The sequence below is a fragment of the Hyphomonas polymorpha PS728 genome (assembly GCF_000685315.1).
GTDB classification, from domain to species: domain Bacteria; phylum Pseudomonadota; class Alphaproteobacteria; order Caulobacterales; family Hyphomonadaceae; genus Hyphomonas; species Hyphomonas polymorpha.
In genome coordinates this window covers 81,446-106,192 of record NZ_ARYM01000013.1, presented here as the reverse complement: position 1 = coordinate 106,192, position 24,747 = coordinate 81,446, and the positions used below count along the sequence as shown (strand labels likewise).

Below are 24,747 nucleotides of genomic sequence, written 5' to 3'. Positions count from 1 at the left end.
AACAGCCCTACCCCTTCACCCCAAAATAGCCCGGCCCGCGCCGGGCGCCCCCCTTGATCCAGACCCGGAATGCTTTGAACGAGAAGCGCGGGCCTTGACTAGATGTTTCACTTTTGTAGAAATATTATCAAGAAACGGAAGGAAACGCAGATGTCAGATTTCTCTCGCGGCAAGGGCGTCTCCAGCGCCGTCACCTATGTGGACCCCAACGCCGCCTTCCGCTGGCTGGAGGAAGCCTTCGGCTTTGAGCCGGTGATGGTGATCCTGGATGAGAATGAGCGCATCGCCCATTCGGAGATGGCCTTCGGCAATGGCCTCATCATGGTCGGCGGCGAATGGTCTGAAAACCATCGCAGCCCGAAAAGCCTTTCCGGCGTTAATACCCAGTCCGTCCACATACAGCTTGCGCCCGGCGAAGACATTGATGCCCATTGCGCCCGCGCGCAAAAGTCCGGCGCCGAAATCCTTCAGATGCCGGATGATCAGTTCTACGGAGACCGCACCTACCGCGCCCGCGACCCTGAAGGCCACATCTGGACCTTCGGCGTCACCGTCAAAAAGATGAGCCCCACCGAATGGGACAAGGCCGCCGGCGGCAGCCTCCACACCCGCACCCGGCTGGATTGATCCGATGCGTTTTGATCTGGAAACCACCTATCTCGCCATCGATGGCAAGGGCGAAGTCATCCCCATGCCCGTCACCGACACCTTCTGGCAGACGATTGACGCCTCCCCCGCCGCCACCCGCTCGATGCTGGCCGTCTACCCGATGACGGCAGATTGGGTCAGCTGGGAGCGGCACCCGGAGGGAGAGGAAGTGCTCGTCCTGCTCGAAGGCCATATCGAGATGCTGATGGATGATGGCAACCGCCAGACCGTCGCCGAAATGCGCGCCGGCACCACGCTGGTCGTGCCCGCCGGCGTCTGGCACCGCGCTCTGGTGCGCACGCCGGGCCGCCTGCTGGGCCTCACCTATGGGCCGGGCACGGATCATCGCCCGGCATGAACAGCGCCCGCCTCGATACCGTCTTCGCCGCTCTGGCCGATCCAGACCGCCGCCGCGCGGTGGAGCTGCTGGGAGAGCGCCCCCGCAGCGCGGGTGAGCTTGCCAGCGCGCTTGGCCTGGCCGCTCCGGCGATGAGCCGGCATCTGCGCCTTCTCAAACAGGCAGGCCTGGCGCAGGAAAGCCATCCGGAATTTGATGCCCGTGTACGGATCTATTCCCTGAAGGAGGGCGCCATGGCGGATCTGAAACTCTGGCTGGCCGAAACCGAAGCCCTCTGGACCGGCCAGCTCGCCGCCTTCAAGGCGCATGTCGAGGGCAAGGCAAAGGCGCGGAAAAAGCCGTGAGCGCGGTGATCGTCTCCCTCCGCGTCGCCGCCACCCCGGAAGAGGCCTTTGACATCTTCACCGCAGAGATTGCCGCCTGGTGGCAGCCCTCCGGCCTCTTCCAGCTTACCCCGCGCGGGGATGGCACGCTGAGCTTTGAGGAAGAAGTCCGCCTCATCACCACCCTCCCCAATGGCAAGGTGTTCGAGATTGGCCGCGTCACCGCCTGGCAGCGAGGCCAGCGCCTCGCCTTCTCCTGGCGCCAGGCGACCTTCACGCCAGACCAGATCACCCATGTTGACGTCCACTTCGAGGCGGTCGGCGAAGAAACCCGCGTCACGGTGGAGCATCGCGGCTGGGACACGATCCCTCAGGAACACGTCGCCCGCCACGGCTTTCCCCTCGCCGCCACCCAGATGCGGCTTGCCGAATACTGGCGCGCCCAGCTCGCCGCGCTCAGCCGGGCCCGTAGATCGCCGTGAAGTGATCCCACAGCGCCGCGCGCGTCGTGGTGAACGCCTCCACCACCAGCGCATCCGTGGCGGCCACCGCATCGGGCCACGCCTCCTCGACGAAGATGTGCGAGGTCGGGATCGCCCAACCGGCAGCGTCCAGCGTTCCGGCGCAAAGGATGATCAGGTCCGGCGCCACATCCGGCCCGTGCCACAGGCGCGTCCCGCAATGACGGCAGCGATAGATGGAGATCTGATTGCCGCTGCCCCCGGTGCGCCGGAAAAGGTCAAGCTGGCCAGAGGTCACCTCAAACCCGGCTTTCGCCACATGCAGGTAAACCCCAAACGGCGCCCCGGCGAGGCGCTGGCAATCCCCGCAATGGCAGGCATTCACCGCCATCGGCCGCGCGCGCACCCGGTAACGCGCCCGGCCGCAATGGCATCCCCCCTCCAGCGGCAGGGAGGGCAAAGGCGGGCGCAACACATCCATCCGTTTCATATTCAAATCTTGCGCCGCCCACACCGCCCGAACAAGCCCCGCTTTTGCATGGCTCGTTTCCGGCCTGGCTCCGCCGGCAATTGACGGGCGCGCGGGGGTGGCAGACAGTTGCGCGCATGAAACGCGCTCTTCTTGCCTCCGCCGCCCTTTTCTGTGCCGCCTGCGTCACATCCAGTCCGGTCCTGTCCGAAACTGTCCCGGAACTGACCGAAGCTGACCCCGGCTGGCGCGCGGTTGACCCGGAAAATCTGATCATCGTCACGCTGGAAACCGGCACGGTCGCGATCGAGCTTTTCCCGGACGCGGCCCCCGCCCATGCCGCCCAGATAAGGGAAGCCGTGCGCGAGGGCTTCTATGACGGGGAATATTTCTACCGCGTGGTCGAAGGCCATGTGGCTCAGGCCGGCCGCGAATTCGACATGGCCATCGCCGCCTGGCCCACCCTGCCCTTCGAGGCGGAACGCGCAGTCGCCGCCGAAGGCTTTGCCCCGCAGGGGAACGTAGACCTTTACGCAGAAGAAGTTGGCCACAGACAAGGCTTTGCCGTTGGCCGGGAGGGGGACAGGGAATGGCTTCTCAACTGCCCCGGCGCCCTCGGCATGGCGCGCGATACCAACCCCGAAAGTGGCTCCACCGAGCTCTACATCCCCCTTCAGCCGCGCCGCTATCTGGACCGGAACTACACCATCTTCGGCCGGGTGATTGACGGGATGGAATTCATCCACCGCCTGCCCCGCGTTGATCCGGCCACGGAAGAAGAAATGAACGCGATGATGGGGGAAGACGAGGAACTCGCCCATCAGATCAGCCAGTATCGCCGCTCCAAACTGGCGGATAACCAGATCATATCGGCCCGTATGGCCGCCGATATCCCCGTGGACAGCCGCCCGGCCTATGACGTCATGATGACGCCCTCCGCCGAATGGGAAGCCCTGAAAACCTCCAAGCGGGATTACACCGGCATCGCCGCCCTCGCCTACACCCCGCCCAAGGTGCTGGACATCTGCTCCCTCCCCGTGCCCGCCCGCCGGGCGGGGGAGTGACGCACGGATGGGCACTGCCCGGCCTCCGGCGAACCTTACGCATTTATAATCTCCCGCGAATCCATCCGGAAACAGAGCACTAGCACGCGGCCTCTCCTGTCGGGCGAAGCGGCGGAGCTCTCCTGTCTTGCCAGCCTTGCCGGGCCATAGTTTCGTTTTGGTTCGGGTGCCCCGGGCTGCCGGTCCGGGCGGGTGGGCTTTGCGCCTTGCGGCGGGGTGCCGGAATGGCTTCGAGAGGCAGGGCGTGTGAGCATGGCGTTCGAGGGAAAGTCGCAGGGCGAGGGCCGCCCCGCCGAGACCGAAGGCAAGACCCAGACCGGGCGGCGCTGCTTCGTCATCCTGCCCTATCCGGCCAGCGAGGAAGCCGCATCCGGACCGGATTTCGACGCGGTGTATGAAGAGCTTATCCGCCCCGTGATCGAGCATCTCAACCTCGACATCCTCCGCGCCGACCGGGTGAGCCGCTCCGGCCTCATCCATAAGGAGATGATCGAAAACCTGCTGGAAGCCGACGTTGTGATTGCCGATGTCACCCTCGGCTCGCCAGACGTGTTTTTCGAGCTCGGCATCCGCCAGACCGCGCGCCGGGCGGGCACCGTCATCCTGCGCCATGCGAAAAGCGCCGTGCCCCTTGCCATATCGGGCATGCGGGCGCTGGATTATGATCTGGACGCGCGCGGGGGCATCTCGCGCCAGCAGGTGATCGAGGATTGCCGCATCCTCTTGCGCACGCATGTGAGGAACAGCCTCGACAATCCGAGCACGGACAGCCTCGTCCACACGCTGATGCCGGGGATGGACGTCTCCCTGCCCGGCCGCATCATTCCTGAGCGGCGCTACATCTCCTACCGCGTTGGCCCACAGGGGCCAAAACCCTCGAAGCTGATCGAACTCGTCACCGGCGACATTGCCGACATTGACGACATGGATGTGTGGGTGAACCCCGAGAACACCCGGATGGAGTTTGGCCGGTTCCACGAAACCACCATCTCGGCCGCCATCCGCTATCTCGGCAGCCGGCGCGACCGGCATGGCTTTGTGCGCGACGACATGATCGCCCGCCTCCTGGCCCAGCGCGCCGGCGGCCACCAGCTGCGCACCGGGGTGGAGCCGGCCACCGCGCTGATCACGGAAGCAGGCATGCTCAGCCGGTCCAACAAGGTGCGCCTGCTGGTGCACACCGCCGCCTATCAGGGCGAGCCGGGGCGCGGCTACCGGCTGATCGGGGCCTATCGCAAATGCGTCAGCAACGCGCTGGCCGCCGTGGACGCGGAAAACCGCCGCTTTGGGGTCAGCCCGAAACGGGCGCTGAAATCGGTGCTCATCCCCCTCTTCGGCACGCGCAGCAGCGGGGAAAGCCCGCATGAACGCGCCCAGGGCCTGATCCAGACCGCCCAGCAATACCTCCTGAACTGGCCGGACTCCCGCATCGAGCGGGTGGCCTTCCTCTGCCATACCCAGGCCGACCTCGACCTCGCCCAGGCCGCGCTCTACCGGATGGGCCTGCGCGCGGTTGCCGTGCCGAGGGGCGCGCGCTAGGCAGGCAGGGAGGGGCTTTTTTGTGGGATTCGCTGGGGTGCGGCACATGCACATCTTGCGGTATTAACCCATTTTAAGCACTATATGTGGTGTGTTGAGTGTCCGAACCGGCCGGATTCGCCGGCCTTAACCGACCTGATGAATGGAGCCCGCCCCATGGCAAACGTAAGCAATGATCGCCCCGGCCTGCTGACGCCGAGCCTTGCCTACAAGCCCTTCCGCTATCCCTGGGCGTACGAGTTCTGGAAGAAGCAGCAACAGGTTCACTGGATGCCCGAGGAAGTGCCCCTCGGCGAGGACTGCAAGGACTGGGCGGTGAAGCTCTCGGACGCCGAGCGCAACCTGCTGACCCAGATCTTCCGCTTCTTCACCCAGTCGGATGTCGAAGTCGGCGCCAACTATATGGAACACTACATGCCGCTGTTTAAGCCGGTGGAAGTGTCCATGATGCTGTCGTCCTTCTCCAATATGGAGACGATCCACATTGCGGCCTATGCGCTGCTGCTGGAAACCATCGGCATGCCGGATTCGGAATTCTCCGCCTTCATGGAATACAAGGAGATGGCCGCCAAGCACGACTATCTCGGCCAGTTCGGCACGGAGACGAACGAGGACATCGCCCTGTCGATGGCCGTGTTCGGCGCGTTCACTGAAGGCCTGCAGCTCTTTGCCTCCTTCGCCATGCTGATGAACTTCCCGCGCTTCAACAAGATGAAGGGCATGGGCCAGATCGTTTCCTGGTCGGTGCGCGACGAGAGCCTGCACTGCGAGGGCATGATCAAGCTGTTCCACACCTTCTGCGCCGAAACCGGCGTGATGACGGACGAGCTGCGCGAGCGTATCCGCGAAAGCTGCCGCACGGTGGTGAGCCTGGAAGACAAATTCATCGAGCTTGCCTTCGAGATGGGCCCGGTCGAAGGCATGACCGCCGACGATATCAAGAACTATATCCGCTATATCGCCGACTGGCGCCTTGGCCAGCTGAAGCTGGAGCCGATCTACGGCATCACCAAACACCCGATCCCCTGGCTGACCGAAATCCTCAACGGGGTCGAGCATGCCAACTTCTTTGAGCAGCGCGCGACGGAATATTCCAAAGGCGCCACGAAGGGCGACTGGCACGGCGATGACGGCGTCTGGGGCCGCTTCGACGCCCGCCGGAAAGCCGCAGAGAACGTGCCGGCGGAGTGATCTGCTTCCAAAGCCCCTTCTCTCTTGGGAGAAGGGGTTGGGGATGAGGGGGAAAGCCCTCACCCGATCATGCTTCCTCTATCTTGCTCCCCCTCACCCCTGCCCCTCTCCCGCAGGAGAGGGGTGAGTTGCTCTGCGGAGGAGAAGCAGCTGAACTCCCATTTGCGCCCCAGCCCCGGCCCCGCTAAGGTCCGGCCGATCCATGAGCGCTGACGATTCCTCCACAGGCGATGACGCCACGGGCGCCCTTTTCGGGGGCGAGGACACGCCTGCGCGCGGCAAGGCGTATGAGGTGCTGGCGCGGAAATATCGCCCCCGCCGCTTTGAGGATCTGATCGGCCAGGAAGCGATGGTGCGCACGCTCTCGAACGCCTTCGAGACGGGGCGGATTGCGCATGGCTTCATGCTGACGGGCGTGCGCGGGGTGGGCAAGACGACCACAGCGCGCCTCCTCGCCCGCGCCCTCAATTATGAGCCCAAGGCGGACACCAAGGGCAAGAAGGGCAAGGCTTCGGGCCCCTCCATCCATCTGGACCCGCCGGGCGAGCATTGCGACGCGATCATGGCGAGCCGGCACCCCGATGTGCTGGAGCTGGACGCAGCCTCGCGCACCGGCGTGGCGGATATGCGCGACCTCCTGGACTCCGCGCGCTATGGCCCGGTTTCGGCGCGCTACAAGGTCTATATCATCGACGAAGTTCACATGCTGTCGAATGCGAGCTTCAACGCGCTTCTGAAGACGCTGGAAGAACCCCCGCCGCATCTGAAGTTCATCTTCGCGACGACCGAGATCCGCAAGGTGCCGGTGACGGTTCTCTCGCGCTGCCAGCGGTTTGATTTGAAGCGCCTCGATACCGGGGAACTGGCGGCCCATCTGGGCAGTGTGGCCCGCAATGAGGGGGCGAATGTTTCCGAAGAGGCGCTGGCGCTGATTGCGCGGGCCGCCGAAGGCTCTGTGCGCGACGGGCTGTCGCTGCTGGATCAGGGCATTGTTCAGACCACGGATGGCGAGGAAGTTTCCGGCGCCGCCGTGCGCGCGATGCTGGGCCTGGGCGACCGGGCCCGCCTCTTGGACGCGGTGGAGAAGGCCGTATCCGGCGACGCCAAGGGGGCCCTTGCCGAAGTGCGCGAGCAGGTAGCAGGCGGGGCAGACCCGGCGGTGATCCTGAAAGACATCCTTGATATTGCGGCCGATATTTCCGTGGCCCAGGTAACGGGCGATGACTGGACACCGGCCGGACCGGCAGATTGGGCAAACCGCACAAAGGCGCTGGCCCAGCGCCTGACCCCGGCGCAGGCGGCGCGCAACTGGCAACTGCTCCTGTCGGGTTATGGCGACCTGCAGGTGGCGCCGGACCCGGCGACCGCGCTGAACATGGTGATCCTGCGGCTGGCGGCGGCCTCCACCCTGCCCTCGCCGGAAGAGGCCGCGCGGATGATTGCCGAGGGGGCCCGGCCGCCGGGAAAGGATAGCCCGCCCCTTAAGGCCCCGCCGCAGGTGCCCGGCGGGATACACAGCTTTGCCGACATGATCGCCATGATGGACGCGACCCGCGAGGTGGCACTGCAGGTGGACACCGAACGTTTCGTGCGGCCTTCACGGTTTGAGCCGGGGCGGCTGGCCTGCGCGCTGGCGCCGGGGGCCCCGGCGGGCCTGCTGGGGCGGCTGAAGATATTCCTGGAAAGCTATAGCGATCTCGACTGGACCGTCGAGGAAGCCGAGACCGATGCTGAGTCCATGCGCGAGCGGGAGCGGCGGGAAAAGACCGAGCGGATTGAGGCGGCGATGCAGCATCCGCTGGTGGCGGCGACCCTTTCGGCGATCCCCGGCGCGGTGATCCTGGATGTGGGCCAGATGCCGCCGCCGCTTGAAATCGAGCCATCGCAGGACGATGTGGCCAGTAACATTATTCCTCTCAAAACCCGCCGGCCGGCCTGACGGAGACAATATCCCATGAAAGACCTCGCCCAGATCATGCAGCAAGCCCAGGCCATGCAGGCCAAGATGGCCGAAGTGCAGCAGAAGATCGAAAACACCGAAGCCGACGGCGTGGCCGGAGCGGGCCTCGTGCGCGTGAAGCTGCGCGGCAAGGGAGAGATGGTGTCCGTCACCATCGACCGGAGCCTGATGGGGGACGATCCGGAGATCGTGGAAGACCTGATCAAGGCGGCCCATTCGGACGCCCGCAAACGCCTCGACCAGGCGATGGAAGAGGCGATGAAATCGGCCACCGCCGGCTTTGGCGGCCTGATGCCGGGGTTCAAGCTGCCGTTTTAGGCGCAGACGCCGCCAGGATGACATACCCTTCAGACTCAGGCAGAAGCCCTTTCCATGTCCCAACGTTCTGCCGGTCCTGAGCTTCTTCGACTGATTGATCTGATTGCCAAGCTGCCGGGCCTGGGGCCGAGGTCGGCGCGGCGCGTGGCGCTGCATCTCCTGAAGCGCAATGACACGCTGCTGAAGCCGCTGGCCGAGGCGATGGCGGAAGCGGGCGCGAAGATCCAGAAATGCCATGTCTGCGGCAATTATGACACCGTGCAGCCCTGCGCCGTGTGCCAGATGCCGGGGCGCGATGACGGCGTGATCTGCGTGGTGGAGGATGTGCCAGACCTTTGGGCGCTGGAGCGCGGGGGCGCGTTCCGCGGGCGCTATCATGTTCTGGGCGGGGCGCTTTCCGCCATTGACGGGATCGGGCCGGAAGACCTTGGCATTGCCAGCCTTGTGGCGCGGATCGAGGCGGGGGGTATCCGCGAGGTGATCCTGGCCCTGAACGCAACAGTAGATGGTCAGACCACGGCGCATTATGTGGCCGACCTGCTGGCCGGGAAAGGCGTGGATGTGACGCGGCTCGCGCACGGGGTTCCCGTGGGCGGTGAGCTGGATCATCTGGATGACGGAACGCTGGCGGCGGCGCTGCGCGCGCGGCGCGGGCTTTAACCGGTATCCCGCCGCATCTGCAGCAGGGCGCCCTCAACCAGGCCCTGCACCTGCCCCAGCAATCGGAAATTCACGGCATTGTCACTGGCAGCGCGGGCAGCCTCAAAGCCCCGGCGCGACAGGATTGCTTCCGGGCCGGGCGCCAGAAGGCGGCGCATCCGCAGAATGTTCGCCTCCGGATCAAGGAAGACGGTTTCCAGCGCCCGGAGGCGGCGGACCAGCCGCGCCGTGGGCAGCAGCGTGTCTTCGGTGAGGGGCGGCGCGGCATCGCCGGGATTGGGGGTAGGCGGAGGAACTTTCTTACCGATGCGGCGGCGCGCATCTGGTTCCGTCAGGCAGAAAAGTGGGGCACTGATGCGGGCCGGCGCATCGGGTAGAGCCCTGCCGCTGGAAGCGGGCCGCGCCTTTGACGGCGAAACCTCTCTCGGTAATGCGCCGCGCGCGGCGGCAATCAGGAACAGGGCGCGGCGCGCCATGGCTTCGATGAAGGTAAGCTCTGCCGCGATGGCCTCATGCACGGGCCGGGGCAGAAAGACCGTGAAGCCGAACCGCCCAAGACCAAGACGCGGGACGAGCGCAACCGCCAGCATCTCTGCCGCAATCTGGGCAAAGCGAATGAGGCTGGTGGCCCAGGGAGCGAAGTCTGAACGCATGGGCATACTCTAAAGCCGGGCCCGGCGTGTTGGATAAGGCGGAGCGGCGGAGGGGGAAAGCCCTTTCCTTTCAGGGCGCAGGCGGGGAAACGGCCTGCGGATTGGGGCGCGCTTATCCCCCTTTCTGGCGGTGTCAGAACGCGGACATTTCCGGACACCTGCGGACAGGCCCGGACAGGCGGTGGACAAATCCGGACATTTTCGGACAAAACGGGGCAAGGCGCGGACGCGCCGGAAGGAACCCCGCCCCTTCCCGAGGAGAGAGACTTCAGAAGATCGTCTGCTGGCGGATCACTGATCCAGATCGGGGAATTTTTCCTGCAGGTTGACTATCATGCGGCTGAGGAAGCCGGCATTTTCTTCCGCGCCGCTGCCCCGGATGGCCGGGGCGGCGCGGCTGAAGGCGGCGGCATGGGCGAGCGCGGCGCGGGCATGTTTGCGGGCCTCCCCGGGGCGGAACTCGTTGGCATAGACGGCGCGGTTGAAATAGGAGGCGAGCGCCCAGTCGAAATAGGCAGCCCGCTCCGGGCAGGCCGCCTGCAGACGCAGGAGACGCCCGGAGATGCGGCCCACGGCGCCCGGATCGGCCGGCGCCTTGGACAGCGCGCGGGCCTCATATTCCGCGCCGCTGCCGCGATCTTCCGTATAGGGACAGGATTCCAGCGGGGCATCCTGCGCGAAGATCGGATGGACGCGTTCCATGCCCGGCGTGGTGGCCAGTACGGCAAGCTGCGGGATAATGACCGATTCCAGCGTCGTGAAGACCGGGCCGTAGAGATAGAGCTTCACCTCTGCGCCATCGGTACCGGTGACGACGGTGCCCGTGCCGTTGGCATAGGCGTGGTCGGCGCGCAGGGCCGCGTCATAGGCTTTGCTGAAAAGGGTCAGCTGGGTGCCGGGATCTGGCACGGCGCTGGCGAGGGAGACGAACAGGAGGGAAGCGAGGCCCTGAATATCGCTGCTGCCGGGACAATGGGTGGCGGCGATTTCGGCCGTCTCATAGATTTTTTCCAGCGTGGGGGCCGCGCCTAGCTCGATTGCGGCCTGCATATTGAACACGATCTGGGCAGCGTTTTCGGGGCAATCGGGGGCCGCAGGGGCGCCCTGCCCCGTCTCTGCCAGCATCGGGGCGGCGGGCAAACAGAAGAGGGCAGCCGCAAGGAGCGCGCGAATCATGGGGGCAATCTTCCTGTTGTTTCCGCCTGACTGTGGCGAGGCGGGCGGGGCCGCGCCAGCCCCTGTCTCGGGGGGCGGATTTCAACGCCTGTTCAAAGATTGGGCAGGTTTGCCTGCCCGCGGGGCAGTGAGGAGTGAACAACAGCGGTTTTGTTCAGAAGGGGGCCGATTGTCATTGCTTTGTCGCACCTGCGAGCTAATTGTTGCGATGCAGCATGAGCTGGGCCGCTCCGGTCAAGGCCATGGCGCGAGGCACCCCGTCCACCGGGACCCCGCCCCATACCGGAGCAGGATAAGCCCCCGGACGCGCTGCGGGAGGAGTTTTCCTGCCGGCAAGACCGGCGCTAACTCTGAAGGACTGATCCAATGCTGAAAGCTACCTCAATGATCCTGGCTGCTGCCATGGCTCTCACCCCCGTTGCCGCTGCAGGCTCGCTGAAGGAAGTGACCCTGTCGATGGACTATGATCCGGCCCTGCTGACCACCGAAGCTGGTGTCGAGACACTGGTTTCCGAGCTTGAAAGCAAAGCCCGCAAGCTGTGCTCGCAGCGCGTGCCGGCCCTCGGCTCGATCTATCTCGACGCTGATTGCTCCGCTTCGCTGGTGAAGGCCGCCGTGCAGCAGATCCATGCTGACCAGGCCAGCAGCGTTGAACTGGCGCCTGGCTTCCAGCGCCTGGCCGCTGTGGACTACGCGCTCGCCAACTGAGCCCCCCGATTTTCCGGAACAACGCCAGACCAATGTTTCCTCCCGGTCCGCGGCGTTGGAGGGGCCATCTGAGGCCAAGGGTGGCCCCTCACTCCGGCTTTGCCTTTCACTGTGCCTGAGCACAGGGCGCCCGGCTTTCAAGCCGGGATTGCGCCTGTCTCCACTTTGCCCTTGACGCAGCGTCACTCTTCCCTAGCGTAAATCTGGGCAGCAAGGGGCTGCCTCATCCGTGACCGGGCCATCAGAGCCCTGCCGGATACCGCCCGCAGAGCCGGGCCGCAAAGCTGGAGGAGAGACGACATGATTTCCATGAATACAGGACCCTACCGCCTGACGCTGGCCACGCTGATGGCGGCGCCGCTGGTCTATGGCCTGTTCCTGGCGGCCAATGCGCTGATCACGGTGCGCGAGGTGAACCTGGTGGCGAGCCCGCAGCGCGTGCTGGAAAAGGTGACGCCGCAGATTACCGAGCCGAGCAAACCCAACACGAAGCCCAAGCCCCTGCCCCTGGAGGTCGCGCCGAAACCCCCGCCGCCACCGCGCCCGGCGGTGGCCAGCGAGGGCCTGGTTCCCACCGGCCCGGTCTGGAGCGGGGATACGCCGGAGATCTTCGACATCGGCAAGATCACGTTCGGCGCCATCTCTGCCAGCCCGATTGACGGGCGCGATCTGGTGGCGGTGCGCCCGCCGATGCCGGTGATCCCGCCGGGCGCCATTTCGCGGGGAATTTCCGGCAGCTGTAACGTCTCCTTCGATGTGGACACGGCCGGGCGGCCGCAGAATATTTCGGCGCAGTGTACGGATAATGTGTTCCGGGCCGAGGCAGAACGGGCCGTGCGCCAGGCGGAATTCCTCCCCGCCATCCGCAACGGCCAGCCCGTGATCCAGAAGAATGCGGTCTACCCGATCGAATTCATCGTGGAGTAGCGGGCCCCGGGGCAGGCCTGCCCTGCCCCGGTTCTGCGGCTTTCCCCCCACTGCCCCCGGTGTTGACCCCTTGGGCGACGCCGCCAATAGTGCGCCGGGGTCGACAAGCGGGGCCAATGCATGAGGTTTGGATCGAGACTGGCAGGCCTCCTGGCGATGCTGGGAACGCTGGCGCTGATGCCGGCGGCGGCCGCGCAGGAGGCGGGCGCAGAGGGTGGCGTGCTGGAGGCGGCCTGCGGCGCGGGCGAAGCGGAGGCGTGTCTGGCGCTCGGGCATCTGGAGGCCGACGGGGAACGGGCGCTGGCGCTTTACCGGGAGGCCTGCGCGCTGGAGAGCGGGGCAGGATGCCTGGCTGGCGGCGCGCTGCTCTATGGCGGTCGCGGCGTGGCGGCAGATATTCCGGGGGCGGTGGATCTGTTCGAGCAGGGCTGCGGCCTTGGCGAGGGCGAAGCCTGCCTGCGCCTGGGCGGGGAGCTGGAATTTCCAGACTTTGGCGAGGCCGACAGCGCCGGCGCGCTGGAAGCCTATGCGCGCGCCTGTGAGGCCGGCCGGCCGGAGGGATGCGAGAAAGCGGGGATCGAGATGCCGGCAGCGCCTGTGGAGACGGTTGGCGCGCCGATGGCCCCGGCAGAAGCCGACAAGGACGCCGCCGTGATCGTGACGGCCTATGCGCCGCCCGCGGAGGATGAGGCCCCCGAAATGGGCGGGCCGAGCTTTGCGGCCGAGGCGCTGCCCGACCTCGATTTCGGGGCAGCGATGGCGGAGCCGGAGTTTCTGCCCGAGAATGAGGCAGCAGAGGCGACAGCGGAGAGGGCCGAAGACAGTCCGCCCTCGGAGGAAGATCTGGCGCTGGCCGAGGAGCGCCGGACGATGGCCGACGCCTGCGGGCGGGGCGATCTGGAAGCGTGCGAGATATTTGCCGCCTGGCTGCGCGATGGCACGGGCGGGGAGGCAGACCCGGTGCGCGCGCGGCGGATATTCTCCGTGATCTGTACCGAAGGCTCGGTCAAGGGGTGCTATGAGCTGGCCTGGATGATGTTTGATGCCGGGCAGGAACCGGAGGCGAGCCCGCTGGAGCTTTCGCGCGCGCGGTTCCTGTTTTCCGAGACGTGCAAGGCCGGGGTGATCGAAGCCTGCCTGCAGGCGGGCGATCTGCGCCGGGAGGGCGTTGGCGGCACTATCGATATCGCCGGCGCCGGGCGGCTCTATGCCATTGCCTGCGAGGCTGGGCTGGAGCCCGCCCGCCCGCTGGCGGCGGAGGGAACGCCGCCAGCGGCGGAGACCGCCGCGCCGGAGGAAGCGGACGAAGCGGCGGCGGCCTCAGAGGACGATCTGCCCGCGGACGAAGACGCCCCGGCAGAGGACGAGACCATTTCTGACTGAATGCAGCTTATTCGCTGGTGGGCGTGTGGTCTTTCTGGCGGGTTTTGCCGACGCCCATGACCATGCCGAGGCCGATCAGCGTGACCGCGCCAACGAGGATCCAGGTGAGCGCGATGCCCAGAAGGAACGCGCCATAGGCAAGGCCGCCGACGAACAGCAGGAAGCCGATCAGATAAATGGCAAAGGATGACATGACGAACTCCAGACTCCTTGTGATGAGGAGTTAAACGGCTGCCGGGCAGCAAGGTTCCTTTGTTCTTTTTCAGGGCTTGGCGCGCCGCGCTTGACGGCGGCGCCTATAGGGATACACTTTCCCGCGGAGGTGGCGCGCATGAACCGCTTGACGTTACTGATCGCCGCAGGCCTGGCGGTAGCGGGCTGCGCCACGCAGGAGGCCCTTGCCCCTGAGCTGGCTGCGGTCTGCCCTGTGCCGGCAATGCCCCTGGTTTTTCCGCACCCATACTATCCCGAAGCCGAAGCCCAGAATGGCTATGAGGATCGCTGCACGGTGCGCTTTGATGTCGGCGCGGCGGGCACGCCGGAAAATGTGACAGCGCGCTGCACCTACAAGGCCTTTGCCGACTCTGCCGAAGCGGCGATGCAGGACGCCCGGTTTGATCCGGCGCTTTCAAAGGCCCTGCCCCAAGGCGCCCAATGCGCGGGCTTCAACTTCGAATACAGCCTGGAGCCTCTGCCGGAGGCCTCCTGACGGGCAGAAGGACGGCATGAAAAAAGCCCTCCCCGGCCAGGGAGGGCTTTTTTGGGAGAGAGGGTCCCGGATAAGCGCTTTGCTCTTTCCGGGATGACACCGGAGCTTAAGCGTCGGCGCTCTGTTTGGAGCGGCGCTTGCGCTCGTTGGGGTCGAGGTAGATTTTCCGCAGGCGGATGTTTTTCGGGGTGACTTCCACGAGTTCATCGTCTGCGATATAGGCGAGGGATTTTTCCAGCGTCATCATCAGCGGCGGGGTGAGGCGGACGGCTTCGTCCGAGCCCGAGGCGCGCATGTTGGTGAGCTTCTTGCCCTTGAGGACGTTCACTTCCAGATCATTGTCGCGGTTGTGTTCGCCGACGATCATGCCGCCATACACCTTGTCGCCCGGATGGATCATCATCGGGCCACGGTCTTCCAGGTTCCAGAGGGCGAAGGCGATGGCTTCGCCCTGCTCCATGGCGATCAGCACGCCGGTATGGCGGCCCTGGATCTTGCCCTTGTGGGGGGCGTATTCCTGGAAGATGCGGTTCATGATGGCGGTGCCGCGCGTATCCGACAGAAGCTCGCCCTGATAGCCGATCAGGCCGCGCGTCGGCGCATGGAAGACCAGGCGCGTGCGGCCAACGCCCGAGGGGCGCATGTCGAGCATTTCGGCTTTGCGCTCGTTCATCTTCTGGACGACGATGCCGGAATGTTCGTCATCCACATCGATGATGACTTCCTCGATCGGCTCGAGCTTCTCGCCGCCGGGGCCTTCCTGCATGACGACCTGCGGACGGGCAACGCCAAGCTCAAAGCCTTCGCGGCGCATGGTTTCGATCAGGACGGAGAGCTGCAGTTCGCCCCGGCCGGAGACGGTGAAGGCTTCGGCATCGGTGGCGCGCTCAACCTTCAGGGCGACGTTGCCTTCGGCTTCTTTCTGGAGGCGGTCCCAGATCATCCGGCTCGTGACTTTCGTGCCTTCCGTACCGGCGAGCGGCGAATCGTTGACGCGGAACGTCATCGAGATGGTCGGCGGGTCAATCGGCTGGGCGGCGAGCGGCTCGGTGACCGAGGGGTCGCAGAAGGTATCGGCGACGTTGGCCTTGGTCATGCCGGCGAGGGAGACGATGTCGCCTGCGGAGGCTTCTTCGACCGGCACGCGCTCAAGGCCACGGAAGGCGAGGACTTTGGAGACGCGGCCCTGCTCGACGAGCTGGCCATCGCGCGAGAGTACCTTGATCGACTGGTTCGGCTTCACCGTGCCCGAGGCGATGCGCCCGGTCAGGATACGGCCGAGGAAAGGGTCTGCCGAAATCGTGGTGGCGAGGAAGCGGAACGGGCCTTCGGAAACTTTCGGGACCGGCACATGGTCGACGACGAGTTGGAAGAGCTCGTCCATGTTGGCGCGGGTCTCTTCATACTGTTTCGACATCCAGCCCATCTTGCCGGAGCCGTAAAGCACCGGGAAATCGAGCTGGTCGTCGGTGGCGTCGAGATTGGCGAAGAGATCGAACACTTCGTTGAGCACTTCATCGACGCGGCGCTCGGCCTTGTCGATCTTGTTGATGGCAACGATGGGGCGCAGGCCGAGCTTCAGGGCCTTGGACACCACGAACTTGGTCTGCGGCATGGGGCCTTCTGCCGAGTCGACGAGCACGATCACGCCGTCCACCATGTCGAGAATACGCTCCACTTCCCCGCCGAAGTCGGCGTGGCCGGGGGTGTCGACGATGTTGATGCGGTAGCCGTTCCATTCGACCGAGGTGGTCTTGGCGAGGATGGTGATGCCCCGCTCTTTTTCCAGATCGTTGGAGTCCATCATCCGCTCAGCCGTCTTTTCGTTGGCGCGGAAGGTTCCGGACTGTTTCAGGAGTTCGTCAACGAGCGTGGTCTTGCCATGGTCAACGTGGGCGATGATGGCAATGTTGCGCATCTTTTCGAGCGGCGTGGTCATAAGAATTGGCTTTCCGGCGGGCGGCGTTTGGGAGGAAAACGGGCGCTGTCTGGTGGATTTGGGCGCCCCCTAGCAGACATGCGGCGTTTTGCATATGGCAGAGCGGCAGGTTTTGACGCAGCCCCTGCAGCGGGGAGCGGGTCTTGACGGAGCCGCCGGGGACCGGCAGCACGGGAGGCATGAGCACGCCGCTGACCCCTGCCCCCCTGCTCTCCGGTATTTCCGGACTAAGTCATGGTTTCTTCGGGCGGCGCGGCGGGGTTTCCGGCGGGATTTATGACAGCTTGAACTCCGGCGAAGGCTCCGGCGATGATCCGCGCAATATTGCGGAAAACCGGGCGCGGATTGGCGCGGCAATCGGGGCGAAATGGCTGCTCTCCTGCTATCAGGTGCATTCCCCGGACGTGGTGCGGGTAACCGCGCCCTGGGACGAGCGGCCGAAAGCCGATGCGATGGTGACGGACCGTCCGGGGCTGGGCCTCTGCATCCTGTCGGCAGACTGCACCCCAGTCCTTTTTGCGGACCCAGATGCGGGCATTATCGGCGCGGCCCATGCCGGCTGGAAGGGGGCGATTGCGGGCGTTCTGCTGCGCACGCTGGAGGAGATGGAGGCGCTCGGCGCCAGGCGCGAGCGCATCCGCGCCGCCATCGGGCCGACCATCCAGCAGGCGAGCTATGAGGTGGGCCCGGAATTCCGCGATCAGTTTCTGAGCCAGGACAGCGCCAGCGAAGACCTGTTCATTCCCGGCAAGGGTGACCGGTTTCACTTTGACCTGCCGGGCTTCTGCCAGCGCCAGCTCACCTCTGCCGGGGCGGGCGAGGTGTTCAACCTTGGCCATGATACCTGCGCGATGGAGGAGATGTATTTCTCCAACCGGAGGCGAAATCTGCGCGGGGAGCCCGACTATGGGCGCAATGCGTCGGCGATTGTGTTGCTTCCATAGACCGCAGAGATTCCAGAATCCTGTGGCTTGCGACTCGGGCCGCCCTGTTACAAAAGCGTCGCGAACCCCGCCCGGTCACGAGAGAGCCCTCCCATGAAGCTGATTTCCTGCAACGCCAACCGGCCCCTCTCCGAAGCCATCGCCGATTATCTGGACATGCGGCTGACCCGGTCAGAGGTCAAAACCTTCGCGGATCAGGAAATCTTCGTCCGGATTGATGAGAATGTGCGCGGCGAGGATGTGTTTGTCATCCAGTCCACTTCCTTCCCGGCCAACGACAATCTGATGCAGCTGCTGATCACGATGGACGCGCTGCGCCGCGCCTCGGCCCGCCGCATCACCGCCGTGATCCCCTATTTCGGCTATGCCCGGCAGGACCGCAAAACCGATGGCCGCACGCCGATTTCGGCCAAGCTGGTGGCCAATCTGATCTCTACCGCAGGCGCTGACCGCGTGCTGACGGTGGACCTGCATGCCGGGCAGATCCAGGGCTTCTTCGATATCCCGACCGACAACCTGTTTGGCGGCCCGGTGATGGTGGACGACATCAAGGAACGCTACGGCAAGGAAAAGATCATTGTCGTCTCGCCTGACGTCGGCGGCGTGGTGCGGGCGCGCTCGCTGGCCAAGCGCCTGGACGACGCAGACCTCGCCATCGTCGACAAGCGCCGGCCGGAAGCGGGCAAATCCGAGGTGATGAACATCATCGGCGATGTGAAGGGCTGCCGCTGCATCATGCTGGACGATATGTGCGATAGCGGGGGCACGCTGGCCAACGCCGCCGCCGCGTTGAAAGAGCATGGGGCAAGCTCTGTTTCCGCCTATGTGACGCATGGGGTGCTGTCAGGCTCAGCCGTCAGCCGGATCGAGAATTCGGTTCTGGACGAGCTGGTGATGACCGACACGATCCAGCCTTCGGAAGAAGCGCTGAAATCAAAGAACATCCGCGTTCTGCCGATCTCGCCGCTGCTGGGCGAAGCGATCCGCCGGATTGCGAACGAGGAAAGCGTATCGAAACTGTTCGACCGCTGAGGGGACGGCCCCTCCCTGCTCCGGAATTTTGAAGTTTACTCGACCGTCCAGCCACGCGGCGTGCGGCGGGCTTCCAAGGTGATGGCGCCTTCCGGCATCGCTGACGCCTGCGAGGGGCCGGCGCGGCGCGCGGCGGTGAGACGCATGGCGATGGCCGCCGCGGCCAGCGTGATGCCGGCAATCGCCGTGACCAGAGCCACAAGGCCCGCCACCAGAACCAGCATCAGTCCGGCCAGCACCTGAACGGCGAGGGCAACGCCCATCCGCAAGGCAGTGAGCAGGCTGGCGACGGGATCGGAAGGGGCGCGTGTATGTACCATGTGTGTCACTTTCGCATCGCAAGATGGCGCGATGATGGCGGAGCGTCAACGCTGGTGAGGCATTCTGCGCGCGAACAAGGCAGCCGGGCTAATCCTGACGTACCAGCAGGCCGCGTTCAGCCCGGATCTTAGCATAGGCCGCCGTGATGGCCGCCGCCTTGGCATGGACGCTGTTTTCGAACTCGCGCGGGGCGCCCTTCTGGATGATCAGATCGGGATGGTGGTCTGCCATCAGGCGGCGATAGGCGGAGCGGATGACGGGAAATTCCGCGTCATGGGGCACGCCGAGCACATGATAGGGATCGTCCCGGTCTGGCCCCAGATGGCTGGCGCGGATGCGGCGGAAGGTGGCTTCGTTGAAGCCGAAGGCATCCGACACGGTGCGCAGATAGGTCAGCTCCGGCTGGGTGATGACGCCGTCAGCGCCTGCGATCTGGAACAGGCCATCGAGCACGCCTTCCAGGAGGCAGGGCCGGTCACTGTACCGCCGGCCGATGCGCCGGGCATAGGATTCGTAGCCCTTCACCGTCTGCCGGGCGAGATTGAATACCCGGCGGACATTCTCCGCCTCTTCCGGCGGGGCGCGGAAGACGCGGGCGAACACCATGATTTCCTGATCGGTGACATGGCCATCGGCCATCGCCATCTTGGCGCCGAGACCGACAACCGCCGCCGTGAAGCCGACATCATTGGCATCAGGCGCGCAACGTTCTCCATTCGGTTCCGGCGGGGGGGCCGGGTCCGGTCCGTGGTCAAACAGGCGTCTGCCGCTCTCGAGAAGTGTCGTCCATAAACTCATGATCAACCCTGAGTATAGCAGGGGTTCGACTGCCTTGGACAGAGACGGTTTCTGACAAGCACGTGAAGTAATCTCAGCCATACCCCGTATACGGGCGGGGGCGGTGATGGTTGCGGGGCGAGGAGATCATTAAAGTTCGGTCATCAAGTGAGCTATTTCGTATACGGCTCCGTATGCGAAACCAGCTGGAGAAAACTTCAGCGCGATTTTTCCAACTGACAGGACCGACGCCCCATGAAGATGTTTGTATCCGCAGCTGCTGCTGCGCTTCTGATCGCCCTTCCCGCCGCCGCGCATAACCATGGCGACAAGCCCGCCGCCGAAAAGGCGGACAAAGCCGAGTATGCCAAGGCGACCGCCGACATTGTGGACACAGCCGCCGCTGCCGGTTCGTTCACCACGCTGCTGGCCGCTGCCGAAGCGGCCGGCCTGGTGGACGCGCTGAAGGGAGATGGCCCGCTGACCGTGTTTGCGCCGACCGATGAAGCCTTCGAGAAGCTGCCCGAAGGCACGGTGGCGTCCCTGCTGCTGCCGGAGAACCAGGACCAGCTGGCCGGCATTCTCAAGCTGCACGTGATTGCCGGCAAGGTGAAATCGAAAGATCTCGCCGGCCAGCAGATCGAAGCAGAAACGCTGAACGGCACCGTCTCGATTGACGGGACCGACGGCGTGACCGTGAACGGCGCGAAAGTGATTTCCGCCGACATCAAAGCCTCCAACGGCATCATCCATGTCATCGACACGGTGCTGCTGCCGGCAGGCTGATCCTACCCCTCCCCTCCTCAGACACCCCGAACCTTGCCTGGGCAGCCTCCTCGCTGCCCAGGCTTTTTCGTGCGATTGGGGTATGCCCGGGACAAAAATTAACCATTTTGAAAGAATCCGCGCTTGCTCCGGGAACGAATCTTTCCGCGCGCCGTTTGATCTTCATCGAACAGAGAATCCACGCCGAGCTTGCCGGAGGATCGAAGATGAAGACGTTTGCCTTTGCTGCCCTCGCAGCCCTGATGATGAGCCCGGCAGCCTTTGCCGATGCCGACAAGGCCGCGCCCGCGAGCGCGAGCCTGCAGCTGGGCGCCGCCCGCGCCGTAGCCGCTGTGCCAGCAGCCAAAGGCGAGCGCGCGGTGGAGAAAGCCTCCAAGACCGGACGGTTCAACACGCTGATGGCCGCCATCGATGCCGCCGGTGTGCGCGATGATCTGGGGCAGATGGGCACTTACACTTTCTTTGCGCCAACCGATGCCGCCTTTGAAAAACTTCCCCCCGGCGCCATGGAGCGCCTGATGCGCCCGGAAAACCGGGATCAGCTGATCAGCCTGCTGCGCATGCATGTGGTGGCCGGCGAAGAACTGACGGCAGAGCGGATGCGCGGCGCTCAGATGACTGCCGAAACCCTGAACGGCCCGGTTGCCATTGACGGAACCGATCCGTCCACGGCCGTCTGGGTCAATGCCGTGACGGTGAGCGGACCCGACATCCGCGGACCGGACGGCGTTTTCGTGGGCATCGACACGCTGCTGTTGCCGACCGGCTGAACTGATAATTCCCGCCCGAGACAGCGCGGGGATTAAAGCTTGGTCATTTGGAGGAACTTGGCCGGGCCTCAATCGTCATTACTGCAGCGAGTGAGGCAACAAAGCCTGTTTTCAGCCAAATCCCGGAAAGGCGCGATCTCATGAAAAGCATCCTTCCCCTTGGCGCGGCCCTACTGCTTTGGGCGTCGCCCGTGATGGCCGCGCCGCAGACTGCAGGCGACGAACCCGCCCAGCAAAGCGCCGCGCAGGATAATCAGCCCACGAATGACCTGATTGAAGTGGCCAGCCATACCGGCGCCTTCAATACGCTTGTGGAAGCGGCGGTGGCAGCCGGGATTGAGGATGATCTGCGGGCAGAGGGGCCGTATACGGTCTTTGCGCCGACCGATGCAGCCTTTGCAAAATTGCCGGCCGGCACGGTTGACCGGTTGATGCAGCCGGAAAACCGGGGCGAGCTGATCAGCCTTATCCGGATGCATGTGATTGCCGGGGCGCGGCTGACGACGGCAGACCTGGCCGGGCAGCAACTGACCGCAGAGACCCTTAACGGCCCGCTGGCGATTGACGCTTCGGATGCGATTACCGGTGTGCGTGTTAATGATGCGTCGGTGACGCTGACCGATATTGAAGCTTCGAATGGCGTGATCCATGCCATCGATACCGTTCTCCTGCCGGCCAACTAGGCCGAAAGGAGAGTACCCCGTGTGTGGGCCCCGTCTGGACTTCAAATCCAGGCGGGGCTTGGCGAGGGATTACTCAGCGGCGGTTGTGGTGTCCGAAACGATGCGCCACTCGCCGCCGGTCTTGCGCAGGACAAGCGTGTAGAGGCCCCAGGGCTGCTCACCCTGCCAGTCGAGCTGCCATTTGCCATGGGCGATGGCGGCATCGGCCGAGAGGATTTCGATTTCATGATCGGTGGTGGTCAGCGTGCCCATCTCGGCGCCGGTGCCATAGCGCGCCTTGTAGCGGGCAAGCGTCTCGTCCCAGCCGCGCGTGATATTGCCACCCGAGGCAAAGCGCAGATCCGGCGAGCGCAGATAGCCGGCCATGAAGCCCTCGATGTCGCCCTGATTCCAGGCGGTATCCTGCGCTTCGAGCAGGCTGAGGATGACGGCTTCGTCAGCGGCGCGCTCGGCCGGGCTGACCCCCGAGGTGGCGCAGGCGGCCAGCAGCAGGAAAGCGGCGCCCGACAGCGCCGCGGTGAGCCTAGTTGGTACGCTGAGGATCATGGTCTTGCCCGGGGATGTCCTGTTCCTCCAGGGAGGTCTCGTCTTCATAGGTGTAGCCGGTGTCCTGCGGGGCGGCCTGTTGATAGGTGACCTCTTCAGCGGCAACCTGATCCTCTGGGCCCGGATCGTAGGCGGCGGCAGGCGCAAGCTCTGCGGCGTCATCATCTACCGGCGCGTCTTCTTCCTTCTTGCGGCCAAAGCCGAAGAGGCCGCCCTTGCCTTCGGGCTTTTCCTTCTCTGCCTTTTCCGCCCGGCGGCGGCCAAGAGGCCCGCGCTCATCGGCGTGACGGTCATACTGCATGGAATAGTATTCCCAGGCTGTATGTGTCAGCGGGCGGGGCGTCAGTTCCAGGCCGTAAAGGCGCAGGCGCTCGACCACCTCATCGCGCAGGTGCATGCCGGGGAAAGCATCGGCGCGGAAATTCTTGGTCTTCATCCAGTCGCGCACCGACCAGCTGCGCACCCGGCCAATTTCGGCGGGCAGCGCGCCCTTGTGGACTTCCCAGATATAGAGCGCGGCGATGCCGTTGATGGCCGCGTCCATAGCATCGTCCAGCTCGGTTTCCGGCGCCCTGCCCTGAGCGAGGATGGCGCGCAGGCCGAGCTTGCGGGCCTCCATCTCCTGATAGGTGGAGCCGAGAACGGCAATGCCGTTGCGGTTGGTGTTGATCAGGGACCGGTTGACCCCATCCAGCTGCGGGCTGCGGATCGGCAGCAGCACATCCGGGCCAACGCCGGGATGATGGGCGACCTGGGACAGCTCGCTGATCATCCGGTGGAGATTGATGCGCAGCTCATGCGCGACGCCTGCCAGCGCCGAGGCGCGGCCCGCGCTGGCTTCTTCCCGCATCCGCCAGAGGTTCCAGGCGACCAGGATCAGCAAAGCGATGGCCAGCGAGAGGCCACCGGTCAGAAAGGTATAAAATTGTGCTTCGCTCATTCTGAGTCCCCCTGCGACCAGCCCGAAACGGGGCAGCGCGCGCCGGGCTGACGCCAAGCGTTACCAACTTCTAAACGCCGAGCGCGCGGCCTGCAATCGCCTGCAGCTTATCAATCATGACAGGATCGCGTAGCTGCGGCGCCGTGATGAGGGCAGAATCCAGACAGGATTCAATGCCCTGCGGAGAGGGTGTACGCGGCGTACCGCTCAGCCGGGCGGCAAGCAGGAGGATGGCGCGGCGGGCAAGAGCCGTATTCTGCGCCATGATTTCGAGCACATGGGTGACGCTGACGGCCTCGGTATCGGCGCGCCAGCAGTCATAATCGGTCACCATGGCGAGGGTGGCGTAAGGCAGCTCTGCCTCCCGCGCGAGCTTGGCCTCTGGCATGGCCGTCATGCCGATCACATCGCAGCCCCATTGCCGGTAGAGATGGCTTTCGGCGCGGGAGGAGAATTGCGGGCCTTCCATGGCGAGATACGTGCCGCCGCGATGGACGGTGCCGCCGGCCGCTTCCATGGCGCCGGCCGCCAGGGCCGACAGGCGGGCGCAGACCGGCTCTGCCATCGAGACATGCGCAACAAGGCCCGCGCCAAAGAAGCTGGACGCGCGCGAGACCGTGCGGTCGATGAACTGATCCACGGCAACCGTGTGGCCGGGGGCATAAGCCTCCTGCAGGGAGCCGCAGGCGGAAATCGAGAGGATGTCGGTCACCCCGGCCATCTTCAGCGCGGCGATATTGGCGCGGTAGGGCACCTCGCCGGGGGAAAGCCGGTGGCCGCGGCCATGGCGCGGCAGGAAGACAAGCTCCACCCCGCCGATCCGGCCGGAAACCAGCCTGTCGGATGGGGCGCCCCAGGGCGTCTCGACCTCTGTTTCGCGCCGGTCTTCCAGCCCATCGAGCGCATAGAGGCCGGAGCCGCCGATGATCCCGAGTTTCCAGCCGCTCATGGCGCGCTCCCCTGCCCTCAGAACCACTTGCGCATGCCGATGGGCGGGGGCGAGCGGGGGTTGGGCGTTGTCAGTTCAACATCTCCGGCAAGGACGTAGCCAAGACCGGCATAGAAGTCGATCAGGCGGGGCTGGTCGGTGCGGATGGCAAGCTGGGCGCCGGCGAGGGCCTGTTCCCGGCCCATCTCTTCGAGCGCTTCAAGGATGCGTGCGCCAAAGCCGCGCCCGGTAAATTCCGGCAGGACGCCGATGCGCTTGATTTCCATCCAGCGGCCCTGCCCACCGGGGCCGGGCACGCCGACCCAGCGGCCAGACCCGATGGGGGCCGCCCCAGCCTCGAGGATCACGGCCCCGCCGTTGGCGATCTGCGCGGCAACGGTTTCGGGTGTTTCGCTGAAGACGGTGGATTCGGCCGAGACCCGGCCTGTCCAGATGCGGCGCGTCAACGCCTCAACGAGAAAGCCATCCGAAGGGGTGGCCCTGCGGATGGCTATCAGTGGATTCATGCTGGAC

Annotated in this window: 30 protein-coding genes; 19 read left to right on the top strand and 11 right to left on the bottom strand. The window is 65.0% G+C overall.

What is annotated here, in order from left to right; translation table 11 throughout:
• Positions 1 to 150 precede the first annotated feature (150 nt).
• Genes HPO_RS12285 through HPO_RS12270 form a run of 4 tightly spaced genes read left to right on the top strand, consistent with a single transcriptional unit; the run spans position 151 to position 1,811 of the window.
• Positions 151 to 627: a VOC family protein gene (locus tag HPO_RS12285; protein ID WP_035599149.1), complete on the top strand. Its 477-nt coding sequence runs from the start codon at positions 151 to 153 to the stop codon at positions 625 to 627.
• Between the two features lie 4 nt (positions 628 to 631).
• A complete protein-coding gene (locus HPO_RS12280) occupies positions 632 to 1,006 on the top strand; it encodes a cupin domain-containing protein (protein ID WP_051612573.1) in 375 nt (124 codons plus the stop codon).
• Positions 1,003 to 1,350 carry an ArsR/SmtB family transcription factor gene (locus HPO_RS12275; RefSeq protein ID WP_035599147.1) on the top strand — a complete coding sequence of 116 codons (348 nt, stop codon included), beginning with the start codon at positions 1,003 to 1,005 and terminating at the stop codon, positions 1,348 to 1,350. Before HPO_RS12280 ends, HPO_RS12275 begins: the two co-directional genes overlap by 4 nt.
• Positions 1,347 to 1,811 carry an SRPBCC domain-containing protein gene (locus HPO_RS12270; protein WP_035599144.1) on the top strand — a complete coding sequence of 155 codons (465 nt, stop codon included), beginning with the start codon at positions 1,347 to 1,349 and terminating at the stop codon, positions 1,809 to 1,811. Before HPO_RS12275 ends, HPO_RS12270 begins: the two co-directional genes overlap by 4 nt.
• Here the strand turns inward: HPO_RS12270 and HPO_RS12265 are convergent.
• Positions 1,786 to 2,280 carry a GFA family protein gene (locus tag HPO_RS12265; protein ID WP_084324301.1) on the bottom strand — a complete coding sequence of 165 codons (495 nt, stop codon included), beginning with the start codon at positions 2,278 to 2,280 and terminating at the stop codon, positions 1,786 to 1,788. The two genes, HPO_RS12270 and HPO_RS12265, sit on opposite strands and share 26 nt — an antisense overlap.
• Before the next feature lie 116 nt (positions 2,281 to 2,396).
• Here HPO_RS12265 and HPO_RS12260 point away from each other — a divergent pair, with 116 nt between their 5' ends.
• The 6 genes from HPO_RS12260 (at position 2,397) to recR (ending at position 8,991) form a co-directional block, all read left to right on the top strand.
• A complete protein-coding gene (locus HPO_RS12260; protein ID WP_051612571.1) occupies positions 2,397 to 3,323 on the top strand; it encodes a peptidylprolyl isomerase in 927 nt (308 codons plus the stop codon).
• A gap of 252 nt (positions 3,324 to 3,575) precedes the next feature.
• Entirely contained in the window at positions 3,576 to 4,862 is a 1,287-nt protein-coding gene (locus HPO_RS19795) for a macro domain-containing protein (protein ID WP_051612570.1), read from the top strand.
• Positions 4,863 to 5,018: 156 nt separating this feature from the next.
• On the top strand, positions 5,019 to 6,053 hold the full coding sequence (locus HPO_RS12250; RefSeq protein ID WP_035599141.1) for a ribonucleotide-diphosphate reductase subunit beta: 1,035 nt from the start codon (positions 5,019 to 5,021) through the stop codon (positions 6,051 to 6,053).
• A gap of 202 nt (positions 6,054 to 6,255) precedes the next feature.
• Entirely contained in the window at positions 6,256 to 7,992 is a 1,737-nt protein-coding gene (locus tag HPO_RS12245) for a DNA polymerase III subunit gamma/tau (protein ID WP_035599138.1), read from the top strand.
• A 15-nt stretch (positions 7,993 to 8,007) separates the two neighbouring features.
• A complete protein-coding gene (locus HPO_RS12240) occupies positions 8,008 to 8,331 on the top strand; it encodes a YbaB/EbfC family nucleoid-associated protein (protein WP_035599135.1) in 324 nt (107 codons plus the stop codon).
• Positions 8,332 to 8,385: 54 nt separating this feature from the next.
• On the top strand, positions 8,386 to 8,991 hold the full coding sequence (recR, locus tag HPO_RS12235; RefSeq protein ID WP_035599131.1) for a recombination mediator RecR: 606 nt from the start codon (positions 8,386 to 8,388) through the stop codon (positions 8,989 to 8,991).
• Here recR and HPO_RS12230 read toward each other — a convergent pair.
• Positions 8,988 to 9,644, bottom strand: a complete 657-nt coding sequence (locus HPO_RS12230; RefSeq protein WP_035599128.1) for a hypothetical protein — start codon at positions 9,642 to 9,644, stop codon at positions 8,988 to 8,990. The genes recR and HPO_RS12230 overlap by 4 nt on opposite strands.
• Positions 9,645 to 9,935: 291 nt before the next feature.
• On the bottom strand, positions 9,936 to 10,820 hold the full coding sequence (locus tag HPO_RS12225; protein WP_035599125.1) for a hypothetical protein: 885 nt from the start codon (positions 10,818 to 10,820) through the stop codon (positions 9,936 to 9,938).
• Between the two features lie 366 nt (positions 10,821 to 11,186).
• Here HPO_RS12225 and HPO_RS12220 point away from each other — a divergent pair, with 366 nt between their 5' ends.
• The 3 genes from HPO_RS12220 to HPO_RS12210 all read left to right on the top strand — a co-directional run bounded on the left by HPO_RS12220 (position 11,187) and on the right by HPO_RS12210 (position 13,838).
• Entirely contained in the window at positions 11,187 to 11,528 is a 342-nt protein-coding gene (locus tag HPO_RS12220) for a UrcA family protein (RefSeq protein ID WP_084324300.1), read from the top strand.
• 300 nt (positions 11,529 to 11,828) lie between these two features.
• A complete protein-coding gene (locus HPO_RS12215; protein WP_051612569.1) occupies positions 11,829 to 12,455 on the top strand; it encodes an energy transducer TonB in 627 nt (208 codons plus the stop codon).
• Between the two features lie 120 nt (positions 12,456 to 12,575).
• The gene (locus tag HPO_RS12210) at positions 12,576 to 13,838 is read left to right on the top strand and encodes an SEL1-like repeat protein (RefSeq protein WP_157532805.1); all 1,263 of its coding nucleotides are present in this window, start codon (positions 12,576 to 12,578) and stop codon (positions 13,836 to 13,838) included.
• 7 nt (positions 13,839 to 13,845) lie between these two features.
• Here the strand turns inward: HPO_RS12210 and HPO_RS12205 are convergent, their stop codons facing one another.
• Positions 13,846 to 14,031 (bottom strand): hypothetical protein, encoded by a 186-nt coding sequence (locus HPO_RS12205; RefSeq protein WP_035599116.1) that lies wholly within the window; start codon positions 14,029 to 14,031, stop codon positions 13,846 to 13,848.
• 138 nt (positions 14,032 to 14,169) lie between these two features.
• Between HPO_RS12205 and HPO_RS12200 the strand changes: the two genes are divergently transcribed.
• A complete protein-coding gene (locus tag HPO_RS12200) occupies positions 14,170 to 14,547 on the top strand; it encodes an energy transducer TonB (RefSeq protein WP_035599113.1) in 378 nt (125 codons plus the stop codon).
• A 106-nt stretch (positions 14,548 to 14,653) separates the two neighbouring features.
• On the opposite strand, the gene typA is transcribed toward HPO_RS12200, so the two are convergent.
• A complete protein-coding gene (gene typA, locus HPO_RS12195) occupies positions 14,654 to 16,486 on the bottom strand; it encodes a translational GTPase TypA (protein ID WP_035599110.1) in 1,833 nt (610 codons plus the stop codon).
• A 179-nt stretch (positions 16,487 to 16,665) separates the two neighbouring features.
• Here typA and pgeF point away from each other — a divergent pair, with 179 nt between their 5' ends.
• Together pgeF and HPO_RS12185 are read left to right on the top strand one after the other, a co-directional pair.
• Complete coding sequence (gene pgeF, locus HPO_RS12190) at positions 16,666 to 17,430, top strand: peptidoglycan editing factor PgeF (RefSeq protein ID WP_035599108.1); 765 nt, start codon at positions 16,666 to 16,668, stop codon at positions 17,428 to 17,430.
• A 93-nt stretch (positions 17,431 to 17,523) separates the two neighbouring features.
• A complete protein-coding gene (locus HPO_RS12185) occupies positions 17,524 to 18,462 on the top strand; it encodes a ribose-phosphate pyrophosphokinase (protein WP_035599105.1) in 939 nt (312 codons plus the stop codon).
• 35 nt (positions 18,463 to 18,497) lie between these two features.
• Here HPO_RS12185 and HPO_RS12180 read toward each other — a convergent pair whose 3' ends face one another.
• Positions 18,498 to 18,782, bottom strand: a complete 285-nt coding sequence (locus HPO_RS12180; protein WP_035599102.1) for a hypothetical protein — start codon at positions 18,780 to 18,782, stop codon at positions 18,498 to 18,500.
• Between the two features lie 88 nt (positions 18,783 to 18,870).
• Positions 18,871 to 19,581 (bottom strand): molecular chaperone DjiA, encoded by a 711-nt coding sequence (locus tag HPO_RS12175; protein WP_035599099.1) that lies wholly within the window; start codon positions 19,579 to 19,581, stop codon positions 18,871 to 18,873.
• Positions 19,582 to 19,815: 234 nt separating this feature from the next.
• Between HPO_RS12175 and HPO_RS12170 the strand changes: the two genes are divergently transcribed.
• The 3 genes from HPO_RS12170 to HPO_RS12160 all read left to right on the top strand — a co-directional run bounded on the left by HPO_RS12170 (position 19,816) and on the right by HPO_RS12160 (position 21,799).
• On the top strand, positions 19,816 to 20,346 hold the full coding sequence (locus HPO_RS12170) for a fasciclin domain-containing protein (protein ID WP_084324299.1): 531 nt from the start codon (positions 19,816 to 19,818) through the stop codon (positions 20,344 to 20,346).
• Positions 20,347 to 20,552: 206 nt separating this feature from the next.
• Positions 20,553 to 21,116: a fasciclin domain-containing protein gene (locus HPO_RS12165; protein WP_035599233.1), complete on the top strand. Its 564-nt coding sequence runs from the start codon at positions 20,553 to 20,555 to the stop codon at positions 21,114 to 21,116.
• Positions 21,117 to 21,256: 140 nt separating this feature from the next.
• Entirely contained in the window at positions 21,257 to 21,799 is a 543-nt protein-coding gene (locus HPO_RS12160; RefSeq protein WP_035599097.1) for a fasciclin domain-containing protein, read from the top strand.
• A 69-nt stretch (positions 21,800 to 21,868) separates the two neighbouring features.
• Here HPO_RS12160 and HPO_RS12155 read toward each other — a convergent pair whose 3' ends face one another.
• The 4 genes from HPO_RS12155 to HPO_RS12140 all read right to left on the bottom strand — a co-directional run bounded on the left by HPO_RS12155 (position 21,869) and on the right by HPO_RS12140 (position 24,740).
• The gene (locus HPO_RS12155; RefSeq protein WP_035599094.1) at positions 21,869 to 22,345 is read right to left on the bottom strand and encodes a YybH family protein; all 477 of its coding nucleotides are present in this window, start codon (positions 22,343 to 22,345) and stop codon (positions 21,869 to 21,871) included.
• Positions 22,323 to 23,285, bottom strand: a complete 963-nt coding sequence (locus HPO_RS12150; RefSeq protein WP_035599092.1) for a hypothetical protein — start codon at positions 23,283 to 23,285, stop codon at positions 22,323 to 22,325. Before HPO_RS12150 ends, HPO_RS12155 begins: the two co-directional genes overlap by 23 nt.
• Before the next feature lie 70 nt (positions 23,286 to 23,355).
• Positions 23,356 to 24,234 carry an S-methyl-5'-thioadenosine phosphorylase gene (gene mtnP / locus HPO_RS12145; protein ID WP_035599091.1) on the bottom strand — a complete coding sequence of 293 codons (879 nt, stop codon included), beginning with the start codon at positions 24,232 to 24,234 and terminating at the stop codon, positions 23,356 to 23,358.
• A 17-nt stretch (positions 24,235 to 24,251) separates the two neighbouring features.
• Positions 24,252 to 24,740, bottom strand: coding sequence for a GNAT family N-acetyltransferase (locus tag HPO_RS12140; RefSeq protein ID WP_035599089.1), 489 nt, complete (start codon positions 24,738 to 24,740; stop codon positions 24,252 to 24,254).
• Between the last annotated feature and the right edge of the window lie 7 nt (positions 24,741 to 24,747).

Bases quoted from the DNA above. Each gene is read 5' to 3' on its own strand.
- HPO_RS12285 (WP_035599149.1), top strand. From the start codon at position 151: ATGTCAGATTTCTCTCGCGGCAAGGGCGTCTCCAGCGCCGTCACCTAT.
- HPO_RS12280 (WP_051612573.1), top strand. From the start codon at position 632: ATGCGTTTTGATCTGGAAACCACCTATCTCGCCATCGATGGCAAGGGC.
- HPO_RS12275 (WP_035599147.1), top strand. From the start codon at position 1,003: ATGAACAGCGCCCGCCTCGATACCGTCTTCGCCGCTCTGGCCGATCCA.
- HPO_RS12265 (WP_084324301.1), bottom strand. From the start codon at position 2,280: ATGAAACGGATGGATGTGTTGCGCCCGCCTTTGCCCTCCCTGCCGCTG.
- HPO_RS12260 (WP_051612571.1), top strand. From the start codon at position 2,397: ATGAAACGCGCTCTTCTTGCCTCCGCCGCCCTTTTCTGTGCCGCCTGC.
- HPO_RS19795 (WP_051612570.1), top strand. From the start codon at position 3,576: ATGGCGTTCGAGGGAAAGTCGCAGGGCGAGGGCCGCCCCGCCGAGACC.
- HPO_RS12250 (WP_035599141.1), top strand. From the start codon at position 5,019: ATGGCAAACGTAAGCAATGATCGCCCCGGCCTGCTGACGCCGAGCCTT.
- HPO_RS12245 (WP_035599138.1), top strand. From the start codon at position 6,256: ATGAGCGCTGACGATTCCTCCACAGGCGATGACGCCACGGGCGCCCTT.
- HPO_RS12240 (WP_035599135.1), top strand. From the start codon at position 8,008: ATGAAAGACCTCGCCCAGATCATGCAGCAAGCCCAGGCCATGCAGGCC.
- recR (WP_035599131.1), top strand. From the start codon at position 8,386: ATGTCCCAACGTTCTGCCGGTCCTGAGCTTCTTCGACTGATTGATCTG.
- HPO_RS12230 (WP_035599128.1), bottom strand. From the start codon at position 9,644: ATGCGTTCAGACTTCGCTCCCTGGGCCACCAGCCTCATTCGCTTTGCC.
- HPO_RS12225 (WP_035599125.1), bottom strand. From the start codon at position 10,820: ATGATTCGCGCGCTCCTTGCGGCTGCCCTCTTCTGTTTGCCCGCCGCC.
- HPO_RS12220 (WP_084324300.1), top strand. From the start codon at position 11,187: ATGCTGAAAGCTACCTCAATGATCCTGGCTGCTGCCATGGCTCTCACC.
- HPO_RS12215 (WP_051612569.1), top strand. From the start codon at position 11,829: ATGATTTCCATGAATACAGGACCCTACCGCCTGACGCTGGCCACGCTG.
- HPO_RS12210 (WP_157532805.1), top strand. From the start codon at position 12,576: ATGAGGTTTGGATCGAGACTGGCAGGCCTCCTGGCGATGCTGGGAACG.
- HPO_RS12205 (WP_035599116.1), bottom strand. From the start codon at position 14,031: ATGTCATCCTTTGCCATTTATCTGATCGGCTTCCTGCTGTTCGTCGGC.
- HPO_RS12200 (WP_035599113.1), top strand. From the start codon at position 14,170: ATGAACCGCTTGACGTTACTGATCGCCGCAGGCCTGGCGGTAGCGGGC.
- typA (WP_035599110.1), bottom strand. From the start codon at position 16,486: ATGACCACGCCGCTCGAAAAGATGCGCAACATTGCCATCATCGCCCAC.
- pgeF (WP_035599108.1), top strand. From the start codon at position 16,666: ATGAGCACGCCGCTGACCCCTGCCCCCCTGCTCTCCGGTATTTCCGGA.
- HPO_RS12185 (WP_035599105.1), top strand. From the start codon at position 17,524: ATGAAGCTGATTTCCTGCAACGCCAACCGGCCCCTCTCCGAAGCCATC.
- HPO_RS12180 (WP_035599102.1), bottom strand. From the start codon at position 18,782: ATGGTACATACACGCGCCCCTTCCGATCCCGTCGCCAGCCTGCTCACT.
- HPO_RS12175 (WP_035599099.1), bottom strand. From the start codon at position 19,581: ATGAGTTTATGGACGACACTTCTCGAGAGCGGCAGACGCCTGTTTGAC.
- HPO_RS12170 (WP_084324299.1), top strand. From the start codon at position 19,816: ATGAAGATGTTTGTATCCGCAGCTGCTGCTGCGCTTCTGATCGCCCTT.
- HPO_RS12165 (WP_035599233.1), top strand. From the start codon at position 20,553: ATGAAGACGTTTGCCTTTGCTGCCCTCGCAGCCCTGATGATGAGCCCG.
- HPO_RS12160 (WP_035599097.1), top strand. From the start codon at position 21,257: ATGAAAAGCATCCTTCCCCTTGGCGCGGCCCTACTGCTTTGGGCGTCG.
- HPO_RS12155 (WP_035599094.1), bottom strand. From the start codon at position 22,345: ATGATCCTCAGCGTACCAACTAGGCTCACCGCGGCGCTGTCGGGCGCC.
- HPO_RS12150 (WP_035599092.1), bottom strand. From the start codon at position 23,285: ATGAGCGAAGCACAATTTTATACCTTTCTGACCGGTGGCCTCTCGCTG.
- mtnP (WP_035599091.1), bottom strand. From the start codon at position 24,234: ATGAGCGGCTGGAAACTCGGGATCATCGGCGGCTCCGGCCTCTATGCG.
- HPO_RS12140 (WP_035599089.1), bottom strand. From the start codon at position 24,740: ATGAATCCACTGATAGCCATCCGCAGGGCCACCCCTTCGGATGGCTTT.